The 16,932-nt window shown below is 69.5% G+C and carries 11 protein-coding genes and 3 pseudogenes; 7 read left to right on the top strand and 7 right to left on the bottom strand.

Annotated elements, in window-relative coordinates:
- The first annotated feature begins 1 nt into the window (after position 1).
- Genes OG435_RS41465 through OG435_RS41480 form a run of 4 tightly spaced genes read left to right on the top strand, consistent with a single transcriptional unit; the run spans position 2 to position 3,255 of the window.
- Positions 2 to 640 (top strand): GNAT family N-acetyltransferase, encoded by a 639-nt coding sequence (locus OG435_RS41465; RefSeq protein ID WP_266885373.1) that lies wholly within the window; start codon positions 2 to 4, stop codon positions 638 to 640.
- Positions 637 to 1,686, top strand: coding sequence for a C45 family autoproteolytic acyltransferase/hydolase (locus tag OG435_RS41470; RefSeq protein ID WP_266885375.1), 1,050 nt, complete (start codon positions 637 to 639; stop codon positions 1,684 to 1,686). The genes OG435_RS41465 and OG435_RS41470 overlap by 4 nt, the downstream gene beginning before the upstream one ends.
- A 43-nt stretch (positions 1,687 to 1,729) precedes the next feature.
- Positions 1,730 to 2,482 carry a 4'-phosphopantetheinyl transferase family protein gene (locus OG435_RS41475; RefSeq protein ID WP_266885377.1) on the top strand — a complete coding sequence of 251 codons (753 nt, stop codon included), beginning with the start codon at positions 1,730 to 1,732 and terminating at the stop codon, positions 2,480 to 2,482.
- A 29-nt stretch (positions 2,483 to 2,511) separates the two neighbouring features.
- Positions 2,512 to 3,255, top strand: coding sequence for a hypothetical protein (locus tag OG435_RS41480; RefSeq protein ID WP_266885380.1), 744 nt, complete (start codon positions 2,512 to 2,514; stop codon positions 3,253 to 3,255).
- A 190-nt stretch (positions 3,256 to 3,445) separates the two neighbouring features.
- On the opposite strand, the pseudogene OG435_RS41485 reads toward OG435_RS41480, so the two are convergent.
- Positions 3,446 to 3,724, bottom strand: a pseudogene (locus tag OG435_RS41485) (flavoprotein); the annotation flags it as partial.
- Positions 3,725 to 3,924: 200 nt separating this feature from the next.
- Between OG435_RS41485 and OG435_RS41490 the strand changes: the two are divergent.
- Positions 3,925 to 4,107 (top strand): annotated as a pseudogene (locus tag OG435_RS41490) (CorA family divalent cation transporter); the annotation flags it as partial.
- 165 nt (positions 4,108 to 4,272) lie between these two features.
- On the opposite strand, the gene OG435_RS41495 reads toward OG435_RS41490, so the two are convergent.
- The gene (locus OG435_RS41495) at positions 4,273 to 5,742 is read right to left on the bottom strand and encodes a hypothetical protein (protein WP_266885383.1); all 1,470 of its coding nucleotides are present in this window, start codon (positions 5,740 to 5,742) and stop codon (positions 4,273 to 4,275) included.
- Positions 5,743 to 5,868: 126 nt separating this feature from the next.
- On the opposite strand from OG435_RS41495, the gene OG435_RS41500 reads away from it, so the two are divergent.
- The gene (locus OG435_RS41500; protein WP_266885385.1) at positions 5,869 to 8,490 is read left to right on the top strand and encodes a DEAD/DEAH box helicase; all 2,622 of its coding nucleotides are present in this window, start codon (positions 5,869 to 5,871) and stop codon (positions 8,488 to 8,490) included.
- A gap of 98 nt (positions 8,491 to 8,588) precedes the next feature.
- A pseudogene (locus tag OG435_RS41505) lies at positions 8,589 to 8,966 on the top strand (transposase); the annotation flags it as partial.
- 66 nt (positions 8,967 to 9,032) lie between these two features.
- Here OG435_RS41505 and OG435_RS41510 read toward each other — a convergent pair.
- The 5 genes from OG435_RS41510 to OG435_RS41530 form a co-directional block, all read right to left on the bottom strand.
- Positions 9,033 to 9,791: a hypothetical protein gene (locus OG435_RS41510; RefSeq protein WP_266885387.1), complete on the bottom strand. Its 759-nt coding sequence runs from the start codon at positions 9,789 to 9,791 to the stop codon at positions 9,033 to 9,035.
- Between the two features lie 12 nt (positions 9,792 to 9,803).
- The gene (locus OG435_RS41515) at positions 9,804 to 14,531 is read right to left on the bottom strand and encodes a putative T7SS-secreted protein (RefSeq protein WP_266885389.1); all 4,728 of its coding nucleotides are present in this window, start codon (positions 14,529 to 14,531) and stop codon (positions 9,804 to 9,806) included.
- Entirely contained in the window at positions 14,531 to 15,094 is a 564-nt protein-coding gene (locus tag OG435_RS41520) for a hypothetical protein (RefSeq protein ID WP_266885391.1), read from the bottom strand. Before OG435_RS41520 ends, OG435_RS41515 begins: the two co-directional genes overlap by 1 nt.
- Positions 15,094 to 15,492, bottom strand: coding sequence for an SseB family protein (locus OG435_RS41525; protein ID WP_266885393.1), 399 nt, complete (start codon positions 15,490 to 15,492; stop codon positions 15,094 to 15,096). Before OG435_RS41525 ends, OG435_RS41520 begins: the two co-directional genes overlap by 1 nt.
- A 116-nt stretch (positions 15,493 to 15,608) precedes the next feature.
- On the bottom strand, positions 15,609 to 16,841 hold the full coding sequence (locus OG435_RS41530) for a serine hydrolase domain-containing protein (protein WP_266885395.1): 1,233 nt from the start codon (positions 16,839 to 16,841) through the stop codon (positions 15,609 to 15,611).
- Positions 16,842 to 16,932 lie beyond the last annotated feature (91 nt).

A 16,932-nucleotide genomic window follows, 5' to 3' on the forward strand; every position in this document is an offset into this window, starting at 1 on the left:
CATGTCCTGGTCACAGAATGCGGCAGCAGTCCTGGAGAACGAGTACGTCCTGCTGCGGCCGGTCGCCGAAGCGGACCGCGAGGCCGTGCGCGCCGTCGCCATGGACCCCGACATCTGGCGCTACTTCGTCTCCGCCGTCACCGACGACGTCGACTACGCCAGCTTCTTCGACGCCTGCCTCGCCGACCACGCGGCCGGCCGCCGCGCGGTCTACGTCATCGTCGACAAGGCCTCGGGCCGCGTCGCGGGCAGCATGAGCTTCGGCAACATGGCCGAGGCTGACAAGCGTCTGGAGATCGGCTGGTCCTGGCTGGGCCGCGACTTCCGCGGCAAGGGCATCAACCGCTGGGCCAAGTACCTGCTGCTGCGCCACGCGTTCGACGTCCTCGGGGCCGAGCGCGTCGAGTTCAAGACCGACATCCTCAACATCCAGGCCCGCCGCGGTCTGCGCAACATCGGCGCCGTCGAGGAGGGCACCCTGCGCAGCTTCAACTTCATGCCGGGCGGCCGCCGCCGCGACGCCATCTTCTACAGCGTCCTGCGCGCCGAATGGCCCCGTGTGGAGCGGGAGCTCGCCACGAAGCCGAAGGTCGCCCCGCAGGAGCCGCAGGACCTCGCGGTGCTGAGCGCCGCCGGATGACCGGGGGCGGGGAGATACCCCTCATCCACGCGTCGGGCGACCCGTTCGCCGTGGGACGTGCCCACGGTGAGGCCCTCGCCCTTCCCCTCCGCACCTTCCTCGACGACTCGCTCTGCCGGCTGAACAAGGTCATGCAGGAGCCGGTCTCGCTGGACGGTCTGCTGCCGTCGATCGCCGCCTACCGGGCGGCGGTCACAGCGGCGGTCCCGGCCCTGGCCGACGAGGTCTCCGGCCTCGCGGCCGGGGCCGGGATCGGGGAGAGCGAAGCCTGGCTGCTGCAGCTGCGCCGGGAGATCATGGGCTACCGCAAGGTGCCCACCATGGGCGACTGCACGACGTACGCCCGCACCGGTGCGGGCGGCCCGGTCCTCGCCCAGACCATCGACCTCAACGGTGATCTGGACGACTACCTGAGTGTGCTGAAGGTGGAGCGGTCCGACCGGCCCGGGCGGCGCTCGCTCGTCCTGAGCTTCGGCGGGCTGCTCGGCTACCTCGGTCTCAACAGCGACGGCCTCGCGATCGGCCTCAATCTGGTGCTGGGCGGCGACTGGCGCCCCGGCGTGCCGCCGTACCTCGCCATCCGGCACCTGCTGGACTCGGCGGCCAGTGTCACCGAGGCCCTGGAGATCCTGCGCGGGCTGCCGCTGGCCAGCTCCCGCACGCTCGTCCTGTGCGACCGCGAGCGCGTCGTCTACGTCGAGGTCCTCGGCGACGAACTCCGCGTCGTGGAGGGCCCCGAGGCCGTGCACGCCAACCACTTCCTGCACCCCGACTTCGTCGCGGACGACGAGATCAACGTCTTCGCCCGCAACTCCTCGGTCCGCAGGCTGAAGGCGGCCGATGCCGGACTCGCCGCCCTGCCCCCGGGCGCGGGTGCCGAGGAGCACTTCGGGCTGCTGTCGCTGCCGCCGATCCGCGTACCCGACCGGGGCGACATCCGCGCCGAGCGGACCGTCGCGGCCGTCGTGATGCTGCCGGACCGGGGCGAGCTGCACATACGACCCGGGGATCCGGCGCTCAGTGCCACCCAGGTCTTCAGCCTGTAGCGGCCGCCCCGGCCCGTACAGCACGGAAAGGAGGAGAACACACATGGACGCATGGCTGGTGGATCTGGACGAGCATGCGTGGTCACCCGCACGGTACGCGAACACCGGCACCCGCCCGGGCGGCAAGGCCCGTGCGACACCGGAAGAGAGCAGGCGCGCGGCGGAGTTCACCTGCGCGTCCGCCACCCGCCGCTTCCTGCGGGCCCGGCTGGCGGTGCGGGAGCTCCTGGGGGAACGGCTCGCCGTCCCCCCGGGGGAGCTGCGCGTCGCGCATACGTCAGGCGGAAAACCGTATCTGCCGGACCATCCGCACCTGCACATCAGCTGGTCGCGCTCGGAACGGCTGCTGCTCCTCGCGGCGGCCGACACCGGCCCGATCGGCGTGGACATCGAATGGCTGCGGCCGATGCCCGCCGCCCTGGACGTGCTCGCCACGGTCTACCCCGCACTGCCGGTCACCGCCGAACCGGAGGCCTTCCTCCCGGCATGGACCCTGCTGGAGGCCGCGGTCAAGGCGACCGGCCTCGGGCTGACCCGGGGCGCGAAGGACGTCGATCTCGCACTTGGCCCCGGCAACACGGTGTCGCTGCGCAGCATCGTCGGCCACGGGCCCCCGGACGCCTGGTACGGCCATACGGAACCACTCGCGGCCAGCGGCGCGCTCCCGGCGGCCGTGGCCGCCGTGGTCACTCGGGACCGGCCCCCGATGTCTCTGAACCAGCTGCTCGGGAGGGACCGGCCGACGCCGGCGCTCGCCTCCGCGGGCAGCCCGGACGACTTCGTCCTGACCCTGTGACCGCCACCGACGCATTGAGGACCGACACGATGACCCCACCCACCGGTGCCCTGCTCAGGCTGCATGCCGTCGCCCCCGGGCTCGGCACGGCCGACCTGGCCCGCGCCGTCTCCCGCGCCCTCACGGGCGAGGACTCCCCGCCCGGGGGATGGCTCGAGGGACGGCGCGGCCGGGTCCTGCGGCACGAGGGGACCAGCGCCGAGGTCACCGGTGCCTGGGACGGCCCCGAGCTGCGGCTGCGACACCGGGGCGAACCGGCCGCCGCGGCGTGGGCCGCCGGACTACTGGAAGGCATCGCCGCCGTGGCGGCAGGGGCGGACCCGACTGCCGTGCCCGCCGACCCGGCTACCGCGCCCGCCGCCGTGCCTGACGTGAACCGGGACCCGGCGCCGCGAGCGGACGCGCCCGCCTACCTGGCCTGGCGGGCCCTGATGGCCCGCTGGCAGGTCGCCGACCGCGACCTCGCGGAGGTCACCGCACCGGGCCTGCTCACTGCCCCTCTCCCCGCCGCCCCGTCCACCACATCCCGCCCGCCCTACCCGTACCGCCCCGAGGAGCCCGTGTTCGTCTTCGACCACATCGGCCCTCCGAAGCCGCCGCCGGGCTGGCTGCTGCGTTCATGGTTCTCCCCCGACACGGGGCTCTACCACTGCTCGGTCGCGTCCGACTCCCGGCTGTCCGTCCGCACGCCCGACCCGGCAGCCGGTGACCGCTGTGCGGAGCTACTGGCCGCCTGGCAGGCTCTGACTGCCCGCTACGACGCGGCGGTCTGACGGACGGGAGTGGGGCCTGCTGAGGTTGATCCTTTGGAGTGGACACGCCGCCGCTTGACGCACAGGCGGCCAAGATTGTTTCCGGCTCGCGGTTCGCGTTCGATCCCTCTCCTGCCCCGTCACCGTCCGTATTCGGCGAGGAAAATCCTGGGTCAGCGACACGAGAGAAGCTCCCCATCTGCCGCCAACAGAGAAAGCCAACAGCCTCCTCCCAGAGGAAGCGGTCAGCACCGCCACCGCACTTCGGGCGATGCGGCATGTAGCTGCCGAACATCACGCCCATTTCACGCAGCTCATCAACGCTGCGCCGATACGCGCGGTGGGCAGCAAGGGCGGTGTTCACTTAGGGGAGCACCACCGTGGGGATGCCCATGCCAGGTGCCTCGCAGAGGATGCCGGGTGCAAGGCTATCCGCGAAGCTGGCCGCCCACTTTGTTGTGACCGTGTTGAACATGGCTGGTGCGACGGCCCCCGACCTGCGGTGCCCCTCTTGGCGAGACAGTGTCCGCTGGGGGGAATCTGGGAGAAATGAGGCCTCGTTGGGGGGCGGGTGGGGGGAATCGGCTGCACAAACAGGCAGCAGGGTGAAAGGCTCGGAAAGGTAGATTGCTGCAGGTCAGACCGCCTGTGCAGTCGATTCCCACAGGTCAGCAGCGTGAGGGCGACGATTTCAAGAAGATCTCCTCCTGGGCCGCCATCCTCTTCGCCCCCACACTCGTGGGAACCATCTACGGCATGAACTTCGAAGACATGCCGGAGTTGAAGTGGGCAGGCGGCTACCCCTTCGCAATCCTGCTGATGGCCGTGGTCTGCGTCAGTCTGTACGTAATTTTCAAGCGGCGAGACTGGCTCCAAACTCCTCACATCCCACTCAGCTCTCCCCGGTTTCCCCCAACAGACCCCTGCCTAGGCATTGCACGTTGGCGGCCATGCTCGTGAACTGGAAGTGTCGATTAGAACGCAGGCGGCGGCCTTCATGGGTGACAGCCGAGACCATGCGTCACACGAATTCGCTCCTCACTCGACAAAGGGCAGATCGGAGACGCTCAGCACAAGCGCAGCGGTGAGGATCTGCGGTGGCTTCGTCGACATCAACTGCTGGTGGTCCAGCAGTTCGAGACGCTTTCGACGCCGCATATCGAGTTCGACGGCCTTGCGATGGAGGCTCTCGGAGGACACCTTGGGCTTCTCGCCCCTTCGTTCCTTCTCGGAGGCCGCCGCAGCATCGAGGAGCAGCCGCTCACTCTCTGAGGTCAGGCGCTTGGTCACCAGTTCCCGGGCCCTGACCAACTCCGCCAGGCGACGGGGCTGGACCTCGGCCAGATACCGGGGAAGCTGGTTGGCGATGATCCAGCTGGTCGCCTTGTCCTCTGCGTCTGCGAGCCAGGGCAGTCCGTACGCCACGTCGATCGCCGCGCTGTTGGGCACGGCGACGCAGTCGAGGTAGGGCGCGGGGCCTGCCGGCCGCACGGTTCCGCGGCTGTTGACGTAGGCGTAGCCGAACCGTCGGGCCACTGACTCGCCGGTGGCGTCCACAACCTCTTCGACGCCCCCGACGAGGAGGTGCGGTTCGTCGAGGGCGGCCGAGACGAGGACGGTGCCCCGATTGAGGGCGCCCCCGAAGTTCCGGATGGTTTCGGCCATGACGGCGTCATGCAGGGGGTGGCCGGGGGCGAGCAGGTCGACGTGCGCTCGGTCGTGGGGCTGGACGTGGCCGATGTCGAAGGTGACGTGATCGTACTTGGTGGCGATGGGCCCGTTGCCTGCCGAGCGGATGTGCTGCGGCACGTTGGCTACCTTGTAACGCCCCAGCTCGCGCTGGACGATCCGGCCACCGAGCCGGGTGAAGGCGTCCTTGAAGGCCGATTCGATGTCCTGCGGCTGAAGACGTCGAGCGCGGGCTTCGTCCATCGCGGCACGCAGGGCGCGGAGATCTGCATCCGAAAGGTGCTCCGAAGCGAGTGCACGATCGTCCAGGAGGCTCTTGAGGCCGTCTCCGACGGTGGTGTCAATGACCTCGTACATCTGATCCTTGACGCCCGGCCGCTCACCGTACTGGATGGCATTGAGGAGCAAGTCTCGCAGCGGGGTCTCAGCGAACGCCTCTCCCAGAACATCGAAGACCTTCCCGCCGTACGTCTCGCGCATCTGGTCGAGTTTCTCCAGTAGGCGCGTGAAAACCTCGCCCTCGCGGGTGTTGGAGGCGACGAGGTTCCAGAGCCGACAGACCTCCTTCTGACCGATGCGGTGGATGCGGCCAAAGCGCTGCTCGACGTTCGCGTCGAAGGCGCGGCTGCCACTGTGGGCGACGCTCAGCTTCTCCTCGTCTTTCCGGAAGACGACCCGCTGGTCGAGCCCGCCCTGGGCGGTCTTGTAGGTCAGCTCGAGTGCGTTCGCACCGTGCCACTGGGCGGCGATGACCGTGACAACCTCCGCCGGTATGACTCCGTCAATCCGCAGACCCGGCTTGAGCTCCTCGAGCAGCACGTACACAACCTCCTTGCTTGGCAGCCTGTGAACGCTACTCGGGCGTTCCGGCGATTTCGTGATTCCGTCGACTTCGTCAACCGGGGTCGCTAATCTTCCCAGAGGTCATGCGAGTCGGCGGGGGCAATGGAGCGGGAAGCACGTCATCACCTGCGTGGTGTGGTGGAAGACGTCAGCGGGTGGCACAAGCTCGCGATGGGGATCGTCCAGCAACGTGAGCCCGTCGAGACAGCGGCGGAGGACGCCGCCAGGCAGTTCCTCGGTCGAGTGGCTTCGCTCGGGACCACAACCACCACTACATGGCGCGTATTGCAGGTCTCGCCGTCCGATGTCGACCTGGCGACCGCGCTGGCCTGCCGTCAGGCGCTTCCGGTGCTCACGGCCAACGCCCAGCAGGGCATCGACCAATTGACCGACGACGCCAGCCGGGCGCTGATGGCCGTCCGTGCACTCTTCGGTGCCCGCCGGATATTTTCGGGCAAGGGCCGCAAGGACGAAGCGGGGCAGGCTGCGACCTACCTCGCATCCCTTCACGAGCGGGCTGCGAACACCGGACTCATCACCGAGATGGAAGGCCTGGCGGCATGGGACAGAAGGAGCGTCCCCGCAGTCGGGCCATCGGCCATCCTCGATGACACGGTCGGCTTCAGCCACCGCCTCGGCGCCCAAGCCGAACTCATCGGACGCCATGAACTGGACGCCGCCAAGACCGCGATCGGCTCGATCGATAGGGCCCTGAACCGCGAGGACAAGTTCAGAACGGCGGTCAACACCGCCGGCAATGCCGTCCGACAGACCGAGGTGCGCAAGCTGGTCGCCGAGATGCCCGTCGAGCGGCTCAAGGAAGCAACCCACGGCCAACTACGCATCACGGCGCTGGTCGACGCCGGAATCAGGAACGTGCAGCAAGTCCTCGACCAGAAGTCACGGATTCGAACGCTCCCCGGGGTCGGTGAGACGACGGGCACCCGGATGATCGGCGCCGCGCAGACCATCTGGCAGACCACGATGGACGAGATGCCAGTCCGCATCGACATCAAGAACCGATCCCAGGCCACCACGAAGCTCCTGAAGACAATGCAGGCCTGGGATGCGGCACGCTCGATCCGCAGCGCGACAGCGGACCTCGCCGCCGCTGACGCGGTACGACCACTCCTCCAGAGTCTTGATCCCCAGACCTCCCACGTCGTTCTCGTCCCCAAGGCCCGGACCGTAGCCGAGTTGCGTGCCGCGCTGGCGGCCGTCGAGCTCCGCGGGGCGGTGCTCGACAGTAGGGCTGGCGTCGCAGGCGGTGATCCTTGGGAAGATTTCAGCGCCCGGCCGGCCGACTACTACGCGATGCTCGCAGAGCTCGGGTTCCTGGCCGACGACGCCGAGACGAGCCAAGGCGACCTGCCGGCCGAGATCGTCGAGGCGGTCAGGGAACTCAAGCTCGACGCCACCCACCTGAAGGCGTCCCTGCGCGGATACCAGTCATTCGGTGCACGCTTCGCAATCGTGCAGCGGAAGGTCATCATCGGCGACGAGATGGGTCTGGGAAAGACGGTCGAGTCACTCGCCGTGCTCGCCCACTTGCGCGCCAAGGGCTCCTCCCATTTCCTGGTCGTGTGCCCCGCCTCCGTCGTGACCAACTGGGTGCGCGAAGTCCAGGCGAAGTCCGATCTGCGCGCGTATCGCCTGCACGGGCCGGGGCGCGATGACGCGCTGAAGTCCTGGATCCGGAACGGAGGAGTCGCGGTCACCACCTACGACATCCTCGGTTGGCTGGAAGGCCGGATTCCCGAAAGTGCCGAACCCGCATGCCTGGTGTTCGACGAAGCGCACTACATCAAGAATCCGGATGCCCAGCGAACCCGGCGCTCCACAGCCCTCATCCATACATCGGAGCGAGCGATCCTCCTGACCGGCACCCCGCTGGAGAACCGGATCGAGGAATTCCGCAATCTCGTCGGCTACCTCAGGCCGGATCTGTCGATCAGTGCCTCGGAACTCGCTCCTCGCCAGTTCCGGAAGCAGGTGGCACCGGCCTACCTGCGGCGCAATCAGGAAGACGTCCTGACCGAGCTCCCGGAGCGGGTGGATGTCGACGAGTGGATTCCGATGTCCAGCGCCGATGAGCAGCACTACCGAACGGCTGTCATCGAGGGCAACTTCATGGCCATGCGCCAGGCCGCGCTGCGCGCCGGCGCCAAGTCCGCGAAGATGCAGCGCCTCATCGACATCGTCCAGGAGGCAGAGGACAACGAGCGCAAGGTGCTGGTCTTCTCGTACTTCCGTGACGTCCTCGATGAGGTGGCGGCGATCCTTCCGGGGAAAGTGTTCGGGCCTCTTACCGGCTCCGTACCCGCCGCGAAGCGACAGAGCATGGTCGATGAGTTCTCCCAAGCCCACCACGGGGCCGTCCTCGTCGCCCAGATCGTGGCAGGCGGCGTCGGTCTGAACATTCAGGCGGCATCGGTCGTCGTGATCTGCGAGCCCCAGCTCAAGCCGACGACCGAATGGCAAGCCATCGGCCGCTCCCACAGGATGGGGCAGCTGGAGTCGGTACAGGTACACCGCCTGCTCTCCGAAGAAGGCGTCGACCAGCGCATCGTCGAGATCCTGGCGCGCAAGAATCAACTCTTTGCGGAGTTCGCCCGCGTCTCCGAAACCGCCGACAGCGCCCCGGAGGCATACGACATCACGGACGCCGAGCTGGCACGGGAGATCGTGGCGGCCGAGCGCGAGCGCCTGCTCGCGGGCGGCTGACGGGCGCCACACCCCCCAACTCCTACCCGGAAGGCCGCCACGAGCTGCGACGTGCTGCGGCACGGTGTGCGGGGCCCGCCGGATCTCGACCGACGGCGCTCTTCGGGATCTCCCCGGTCTCCGTCTACCGGGTGATCAACAGGCTCGGCCCGCTGCTCGCGCTGGAGCCCGCACCGCGGCCGGTAGCCGACGCGGACCGGTTGTGGATGGTGGACGGCACCCTGATCCAGGTCCGCGACCGCACCGTGGCCGCCTCGTCCCGCAACTACCGTTTCTCGGCGAACGTGCAGGTCATCATCGACGCGGACACCCGCCTGGTCATCGCGAGCGCACGGCCGGCACCGGGCAACAAGGCCGAGGCCCACGTCTGGCGCGAGTCGGACCTGCCGGCCGCGGCAGCCGGGACGACGGTCATCGCGGACGGCGCCTACCTGGGCACCGGGCTGATCGTCCCGCACCGCAGACGAGCGCGCAGGGTCACACGACCCGCGCGCTGAGGTGACGCGGAGGCGGGCCGGACGCGTCCACTGCCCGGCCGGCCTTCACCGGTTCCCGTAGTCCGTGACCAAGTCGGCGATCTTCACGGTCAGGGCATCGATGCGGTGGCGGTCCTCGCGCTGGACACGCAGCCGGTGGTGGAGATCCCGGAGGGTGGCCAGGGCGGCCGGGTCGCGGCGCCTCACCTCGTCGAGGAGGGGCGTGGTGAGGAGGTCCAGGCATTCGGTGAACAGGAGGCGGGTGGCCGCGGCGGGGGGAGTCGGGGTGGGGGCGGTGAAGCCGGTGGTCAGGTAGCGCACGGGGTCCTTGAGGCTCCACCCGACGACGGTTCCGTGCTGGACCAGGAGCGCCACGCCGGGCGCGATGCCGATCCGGGCCTCCAGCGGGTCGTCCAGGACGTCGAGATCGCGCAGACACGTCAGTTCGCCGTCCGCGGGTGCGCGGCACAGCTCCGTGGTCACCTCCAGATGGAAGTCCCGGGCCTCGTCCGCGCGCAGACCACCCGGGCGGACGACAGGTGTGCCGGGAACGCGCGCCCAATCATCGGCATCGGTGTCTCCGACGGCGATCTGGAACTCGGCGCCGACCAGGTTCCGGCTGGCCGGATCGAAGTGGAGTTCGTCGGGCGTGTCCCACAGATACGGGTGGCTCCCGAAGGTGTCCAGGAGGAACCGGCCGCGTTCCTCCACGTTCGCGTACGTCGTGACGGACACCTTGAGGTCCCAGAAGTCGAAACGCGGGGTGATGCTCAGCGGCTCACCCGTCACCGTCGCGGTCCAGTCGTCACCGATGGTGAGTTTCATGTGCGTGCCACCTCATCTGACCTGCTCTGCGGGAGCCATGTAGCCGTTCTTGGCAGGAATCCTGCCTTCCACCACGTCGGTGTGTGTAATCGGTGCACCGGGGTCGCCGGGGGAGCCGCCCAGCGCCTCGAAGCCAGAGGGCCCCTTGATGCCGGACGAACCGTAGGCCGTGATGACATTGCCCGGCGCGGTGTTGTCGGCACGGACCACAACGATGTCCTCGCCCTGACGGAAGATCAATTTTCCGGTGCCCGCCGTCGAGTAGTACACCGAGTCCGGGTTCTTGAGGATCTTCAGGACCATGTCCTCGGTGAAACCGTGGTCGTGCGCGTGGTAGTTGCCCGCCTTCTTCATCCCGCCTTCCTGCGCCCTCTCGATGACGTCGTCGATGGCCTTGAGCGCGACGTCTTTGGCCTTCTGAGCCTTCTCCTCCTTCGTGTACTTGGGCATGAGGCCCAGCGGGTCGCACGCGCTGTTCGGGTTGGACACGTAGGCGACGGGGTTCGGCGCGGGAGCCAGCCCCAAGGGGTCCGGGGAGGCGTAGCGGCCGGTTTCGGGGTCGTAGTGGCGGAAGAGGTTGTAGTGGAGGCCGGTCTCGGGGTCGTAGTACTGGCCCGGGAAGCGGAGCGGGGTGTAGGTGCTGCTGTCACGAGCCCAGGCGGTGGTGCCCCACAGGGTGGACCGGGAGCGCCACGCGATGTCGCCGGACTCGTCGATCAGCTCGGTGGGGGTGCCGATGAGGTCGGTGGCGATGGCGAAGAAGCGGCGGTCGATCTCGCGTTGGCGGTCGTCGGCCGTGAGGATGCGCTCGGTCTGGGCCAGCGGGACGTCGCCGCGGTGGTCCCAGGTGAGGGCGACCGCGTTCGGCTGGTCCGGCTGGTGGGTGGTCTGTTCACACAGGGTCAGGCCGTCCCAGGTGAACAGGACCTCCTCGACGACGGTCACGCCGTCGGCTGCCATGCGCTGCTTCGCGGTGCGGCGGCCGAGCGGGTCGTAGCGGTAGCTCCAGCGGGTCCCGTCAGGGGTGGTCACGCCCGTGAGGCGGTTCTCCGGGTCCCACGTGTAGCGCCAGTTGTCGGGCTTCCGGGAGAGGCGGGTCTTCTGCCGCAGGGTGACCCGCCCGAGGGCGTCGTGTTCGAAGCGGACGTCGCCGGCGCGGGTGATGCCGGTGCCGGCGTAGGCCCGCGGTCCGGTGGCTTCGCCGCCGGGGTGGCCGGAGGGCCAGGACGCCGAGGTCTGGTTGCCCGCGGTGTCGTAGGCGTAGCGCTCGGTCCAGCCCTGGGCGTGGACGGCGGTGACCCGGCCCGCCCGGTCGAGGTCGAAGGTACGGGTACCCGTCAGCCGGTCCGCGAGGGACATCAGGTGACCATCGGCGCGGTAGGTGTAGGCGCGACTGTTGACCGCGCGCCCCGCCGCGGTGATGTGCTGTTCGGAGAGTCGGCCTGCCTCGTCCCAGGCCGAGGTCATGGTGATCGCGTCGCCGAAGGCCCGGGCCAGTTCGCGACCGGCGGCGTCGTGCGTGAACTCGACGCGGTGGCCGCCGGTGGTGAGCCGGTGGGGCTGTCCGTCGGAGCCGTAGGCGTAGGAGGTGACGTGCCCGGTGGGTGTGGTGCGGCGCGTACGGCGGCCCGTGGCGTCGTAGGCGTAGCTGATGGGACGGCCGTCCACCAGCTCGGTCTTGGTGCGTCCGCATCGGTCGTACTGGTAACGCAGTGCCCCGTCGGGTCCGGCCGCTTCCAGCAGGCGTCCGGCCCTGTCGTAGGTGTAGTAGGTCGTCCGGCCGTCGACGTCCTTGCGGACCGCCTGGCCGAGCCGGTCGCGTTCGAACGCGATGGTCCCGCCGAGCGCGTCGACACGGGCGGCCAGCCGGCCCGCGGCGTCCAGCCGGTAGGTGAGGGTGCGGCCGTCGAAGTCGGTCTCGGAGACGATGTTGTCGGCGGCGTCGTACGTGTACGTCCAGGTCAGCCCGTGCGGATTGGTGACGCGGGTGAGGCGCAGCGCGGAGTCGTGCTCGAACTCGTAGCGTGCGCCGTCGGGTCCGGTGCGGGCGACCGGGAGGTCGCAGTGGGTGTACTCGAAGCGGGTCACCCCGCCGGACGCGTCGGTACGGGAGAGCAGGTTTCCCTCGCCGTCGTACGTCCACGTCTCCGTGGCGCCTTCGGGGCCGGTGCGCCGGGCGAGCTGCCCGTCGGCATCCCATTCCAGGCGGGTGACACCGCCCATCGGATCGGTGATGCGGACCGGCCTGCCGAGGGCGTCCCGCTCCGTCCGGGTCACCGATCCGTCCGGCGCGGTCACCTCCACGGACAGCCCGGCCGCGTCGCAGACCACATGGGTCGTGGCGCCCTCGGCGTCGGTGAGCGAGGTGAGGCGGGCGCCGTGGTCGTAGGTGTAGCGGGTGGTGGCGCCGGCCGGGTCGATGACCGCCGTGCAGTTGCCGCGTTCGTCGTACTCGTGGAGCATGCGCGCGCCGTCCGGCCCGAAGACTTCCGCGGGCAAGCCGAACGGGCCGCGCACGGTGTGCAGTTCGCTGCCGTCGGGGCGGATCGCGCGGATGACGCGGCCCTCCTCGTCGTACGAGAAGACGGTCGTGAGGCCCAGCGGATCTGTGCGGGTCAGGAGGTTGCCGCGCGGGTCGTAGGTGAAGTGGGTGCTGTGGCCGAGGGGGTCGGTGACGGCCAGGACCTTGCGGCCGGGCCCGAACAGGTGGCGGGTGGTGTTGCCGTCGGGGGTGGTGACCGTCGTGGTGTGGTGACCCGTCCGCGGGTCCGGCTCGCCGTACGACAGGGCGATCTGGATGTGGCCGGCCTCGCCGCCCTCCGCCACGACGCGATCCAGGTCGTCGTAGACATAGTCGTAGCGGCTTCCGTTGGAGTCGATCCAGGCGGTGACGCGGCGACGGTCGTCGTACACGAAGGCGGTGGTGGCGCCCGAAGGCTTGGTGACCGCTATGAGGTTGCCGTCCTCGTAGCCGTAGCCCATCAGGGGCAGGTCCGTGCCACCCTCGCCCGCACCGGCCAGGGACAAGGAGGTGACCAGGCCGTCGATGACGGACAGGTTCAGCTGGTGGCCCGCCGAGTGGACCAGGGCCGACGGCAGGCCGTCCTCGTCCCTCTCGACGGTGACGCGGTGGCCGTTGCGTTCGGAGATGCCCGACAGCCAGGCTTCGCCGTCGCCCCCCGGTTCGCCCCCGGCCGGGGCGGCGAAGTGGAAGACCAGACCGCTGTCCGGCTCGGTGACCGTGTAGTCGCCGTCCGCGTCGCGGGTGAGCAGCGTACGGGTCCCACCGCCTTCGGGGCCGGTGGGTAGGCCCGGGGCGGCGTGCGGGTACGCGATGAGCAGCCCGGTGGCGGTGACGTGGACGACCCCGACCGGGTCGATCTCCAACCGTTCGTCAACGGTGGACGTCCAGGCGGGCCCCATGAAGCGGCCGACCGTGCAGCCGGATTCGGTGCGGCGGGTGAAGACCAGCGGCAGGATGCCGGGCAGGGCGACGTCCGTCTGGGGGAGGAACATCCGGCCCGTGGAGAGGTCCACCGGGTCACCGTCCACGTCGCGGTCCGGGTCCGGGGTCTTGTGGGCGTCGCCCGGGGCATCGGAGAGCGTCTGGCGCCCCGGGCCCTTGAGGTCGTCGAGGTGTTTGGCGGTCGAGCCGATCTTCTTCAACGAGCCCAGGCCCTTGGAGCCGACGAGCTCCGGGATCATCTTGCCGAAGCCCTCGGAGGGGTCCTTCATGAACTCGTCGAGCATCTGCTTGCCCGCGCCCATGGGGTCGTTGGCCATGGTGACCAGGCCCGCCGCCGTCGAGTTCAGGTTCGTCACGTACTCGGCGGGGTGGGTCAGGTTGTACGGGTCCATCGGGTTCAGCGCACGGGCGAAGTTCACGATCCCGGCCGTGCCCTTGATGACACCGCCCGTCAGGTGCGTCTTCGCAAGGTCCAGGTAGTCCATGCCGTCGCCGAGCTGCTGCGCGTACGAGGGCTTCGGCGGAGCCGCGTCCCGCGCCGCCCGCACCGCCGTACGCACCGTCTCGGCGACGTCGTTGCGCTGCTTGCGAGCCGTGTCCAGCTTGTCCTGCGCGGCCGTCGCGATCGCGGCCCCCGGATCGGTGAAGTTCTCCGAGGGGCGGGGCGGCAGCGGATCCTGCTTCGCCTTCAGCGCGTCGTTATAGGTACCGACCAGCTTGTTGTGGGCGTTGCGGGCATCGGTGGAGACCTTCTTCGCCCGGTTGTACTCCTCCAGCGCCTCCTTGGCCTGCCCCTGCGCCCACTCCACCGTCTCCGCGAACCGGCCCATCGCGTCGGCGGCCTTCCCGAAGGCCTCCGCCGCCTTGAACCAGCGCGGCGGCTCCTTCGCCACCGACTCCCGGAACGAATCGGCCGTCCTGCCCTTCAGGCCGTCCGGCTCCCCCATCCCCTTCAGCCCGTTGCCGACCTTGTCGAAGGACGCCTTGAAGTCGTTCAGGTGGGAGACCTGCGCGCGCATCTTCGACACACTGCCGTAGACCAGCCTGTTCGGATCCTCCGTCTGACCCAGCTCCAACTCCGCTACATCAGCGCCCAGCCGGTTGGCGGCCGAGCGGCTCTTGTCACGGATCCAGTCCCCCGCGCCGTCCAGCCCGACGTCCTCGGCGAAGTCCGCCGTCTTGTCACCGGCCCACTCGACCGCGTCACCGACCTTCTCCGCACCCTTCTCGACGCCGTCCTCGATGACGTCAGGAACGAAATCCCGCCAGCCCATCAGCGACCGCCCCCGTCACGCTTCGCCTGCTCCAGCAGGTCGTTGATCGAACCGATCTTCCCGTTGGACTTCAGCTCCTCCCCCGTGTCCGACCAGGTCTGCCGGATCTGCTCGTTGCCCTTCTCGAAGGACTCCGCGCTGTAATCGGGCTTGTAGGCGTCCGCGGAGAAGATCTCGCCCCACGGCTTCTTCTCGATCTCGTCCTCACTGGCGTGCGGATTGCCGTACGCCGCGTTCGCGACCACCCGGAACGTGCCGTGGAGGTACTGCTCCTCCTCCCACACCGTCCCCGCCGCGATCCCCAACGACCGGGCGAGGGTGCTCGCGTCCTGCACCAGACTCCGCACGCCCCACTCCCAGCGCTCGCAGAAATCCTCGAAGTCGGTGGCGAGACCCGGATGCCCGGTCTCCATCCCCGTCATCGACAGGTTCTCGAAACCCGCCCCCATGGAGGCGCCGGCCGCGTCCCCGGACTCGCGCAGCTCCCCGATCGCCGCCCGCAGGCCGTCCTGGATGTTCTTGACCGCCGCCGGCGAGACCTCGAGGTCACCGTCCCCCGCCATCAGGCCACCGCCCCGGCCAGGTCCACGGCGCTCCCGTCGGGGACGATCCCCGCGACCGGCGGGAAGAACATCGACCCGTCCTCGTCCGCCACGTTCACCGCCACGCCCGCCGGACCGTCCGCCGCCGGAATCACCGCGTCGACCAGCCGCGCACCCAGCACCGAGAGGAACTCCCACTCCCGGCCCGCGTCACCGCGCGCCTCCGCGAACCGCGCCAGCGCCTCCTCGTCCGTGAACGCGTAGATCCACCGGATACCGCCCGAGACCGCCGACATCAGACCACCGTCGGGGCCATCGGGGAGCGGTACCAGGAGGACAGCCCGCCGGAACTCCCCCACCAGGCGTGCCGGATCACCCGATCCGTCCCGTATCGCGGCGATCTCTCCGGTCAGTTCCATGGCGTTGCGCCCCCCTCCGCACGGTCCACATCCGAAGAGGAAACGGTACCCCGACCGCCACGTCCCGAAGTGGCGCCCTCATCGGTCGCAGGCCGCTACGGGCATCCAGGCGGGGTTCAGCGGCACAGGGCGGTGTCCACGGCGCGTTCGAGATTCCTCCGGGCCGCCTCGTCGGTGAGCTGCATGGTGACCGCGACGTTGGTGGCACGGCCGTCGTCGGTGGCGCCGCCGCGGGTCTCGTACCCCGGGAAGCTGCCGCCGTGGCCCCAGGAGAGACCGCCGCACGGCAGCGGCCTGCTGACGAGGCCGAGTCCGTAGCGGGCGGCGGGGCCGAAGGTCGCTTCGGCGGGGACGGTGGAGCGCATCTGGGCGAGCTGGGCCGCGGGCAGGAGGCGGCCCGCCAGGAGTGCGCCGAAGAAGCGGTCGAGGTCGGAGGTGGTGGAGATCATCTGGCCTGCCGCCCAGCCCCAGGAGGGGTCGATCTCCGTGATGTCGCGCAGCGGTCCGTCCGCCGTTTCCCGGTAGTAGCCGTGGGGGTGGGGCTCCCGGATGCCCGCGTCACCGGGGGCGGGGAAGTAGGTGTGGCGCAGCCCGATGCGCTTGAGGACGCGCCGGTCGATCTCCTCGGCGAGGGGGCGCTCGGTGACCTTCTGGACGATCAGCCCGGCCAGGATGTAGTTGGTGTTGCTGTACTTCCACCCCTTCCCGGGGGCGAAGTCGGCCGGGTGCCGCAGGGCCGTGTCGAGCAGTTCGCGGGGGGAGTAGTACCGCACGTCGTCCCCCAGGTAGTTGCTGTAGTCGGGGAGTCCGCTGGTGTGCTGGAGGAGCCGGCGGACGCTGATGTGGCCTCCGTCGATCCCCTCCCCGCGGACCAGGCCGGGCAGGTAGTCGTCCACCATGGTGTCGAGGCCGATCTTCCCTTCGCCGACCAGCTGCAGGACGACGACCGCGACGAAGGTCTTGGTGTTGCTGCCGATCCGTACCTGGCCGTCCCTGGGAACCTTCGAGCCCGTGGCCAGGTCGCCGAGCCCTGCGGTGTAGGTGCGGGTGCGGCCGCCGGCGTCCTGGACGCTCGCCAGCGCGGCGGGCGTGCCGTCGTCGCGCACCAGCGAGTTCAGGGCCCGCTGGACGGTGTCCGGCCTGGCGGCCGCGGAGGTCGCTGATTCGGATACGGAGGAATCGGAGGCGGAGCCCGTGGAGGCGGAGGCGGAGGCCGTGGGCGGGGCGAGGGCGCCCAGCGTCATGACGCCGACGGCCACCGCCGCCGCGGCCGACACCGCTCGTCGCCGACTGCCGCCGTACTGCCGCCGGTTCGAGGAAGGAAGGCCCTGCCGGGTCTCGGCTCGCATGAGTCAACTCCTGGGGAATCGTTCGGTGGGAGCACGAATCCTGGCTGTCCGGGCCCTGCGGCCGCATCGCGGGAAGGCGGGAGGAATCACT

The organism is Streptomyces sp. NBC_01264, from assembly GCF_026340675.1.
Classification (GTDB): domain Bacteria; phylum Actinomycetota; class Actinomycetes; order Streptomycetales; family Streptomycetaceae; genus Streptomyces.

Bases quoted from the DNA above. Each gene is read 5' to 3' on its own strand.
- OG435_RS41470 (WP_266885375.1), top strand. From the start codon at position 637: ATGACCGGGGGCGGGGAGATACCCCTCATCCACGCGTCGGGCGACCCG.
- OG435_RS41465 (WP_266885373.1), top strand. From the start codon at position 2: ATGTCCTGGTCACAGAATGCGGCAGCAGTCCTGGAGAACGAGTACGTC.
- OG435_RS41520 (WP_266885391.1), bottom strand. From the start codon at position 15,094: ATGGCGGGGGACGGTGACCTCGAGGTCTCGCCGGCGGCGGTCAAGAAC.
- OG435_RS41530 (WP_266885395.1), bottom strand. From the start codon at position 16,841: ATGCGAGCCGAGACCCGGCAGGGCCTTCCTTCCTCGAACCGGCGGCAG.
- OG435_RS41500 (WP_266885385.1), top strand. From the start codon at position 5,869: ATGGAGCGGGAAGCACGTCATCACCTGCGTGGTGTGGTGGAAGACGTC.
- OG435_RS41475 (WP_266885377.1), top strand. From the start codon at position 1,730: ATGGACGCATGGCTGGTGGATCTGGACGAGCATGCGTGGTCACCCGCA.
- OG435_RS41480 (WP_266885380.1), top strand. From the start codon at position 2,512: ATGACCCCACCCACCGGTGCCCTGCTCAGGCTGCATGCCGTCGCCCCC.
- OG435_RS41525 (WP_266885393.1), bottom strand. From the start codon at position 15,492: ATGGAACTGACCGGAGAGATCGCCGCGATACGGGACGGATCGGGTGAT.
- OG435_RS41510 (WP_266885387.1), bottom strand. From the start codon at position 9,791: ATGAAACTCACCATCGGTGACGACTGGACCGCGACGGTGACGGGTGAG.
- OG435_RS41515 (WP_266885389.1), bottom strand. From the start codon at position 14,531: ATGGGCTGGCGGGATTTCGTTCCTGACGTCATCGAGGACGGCGTCGAG.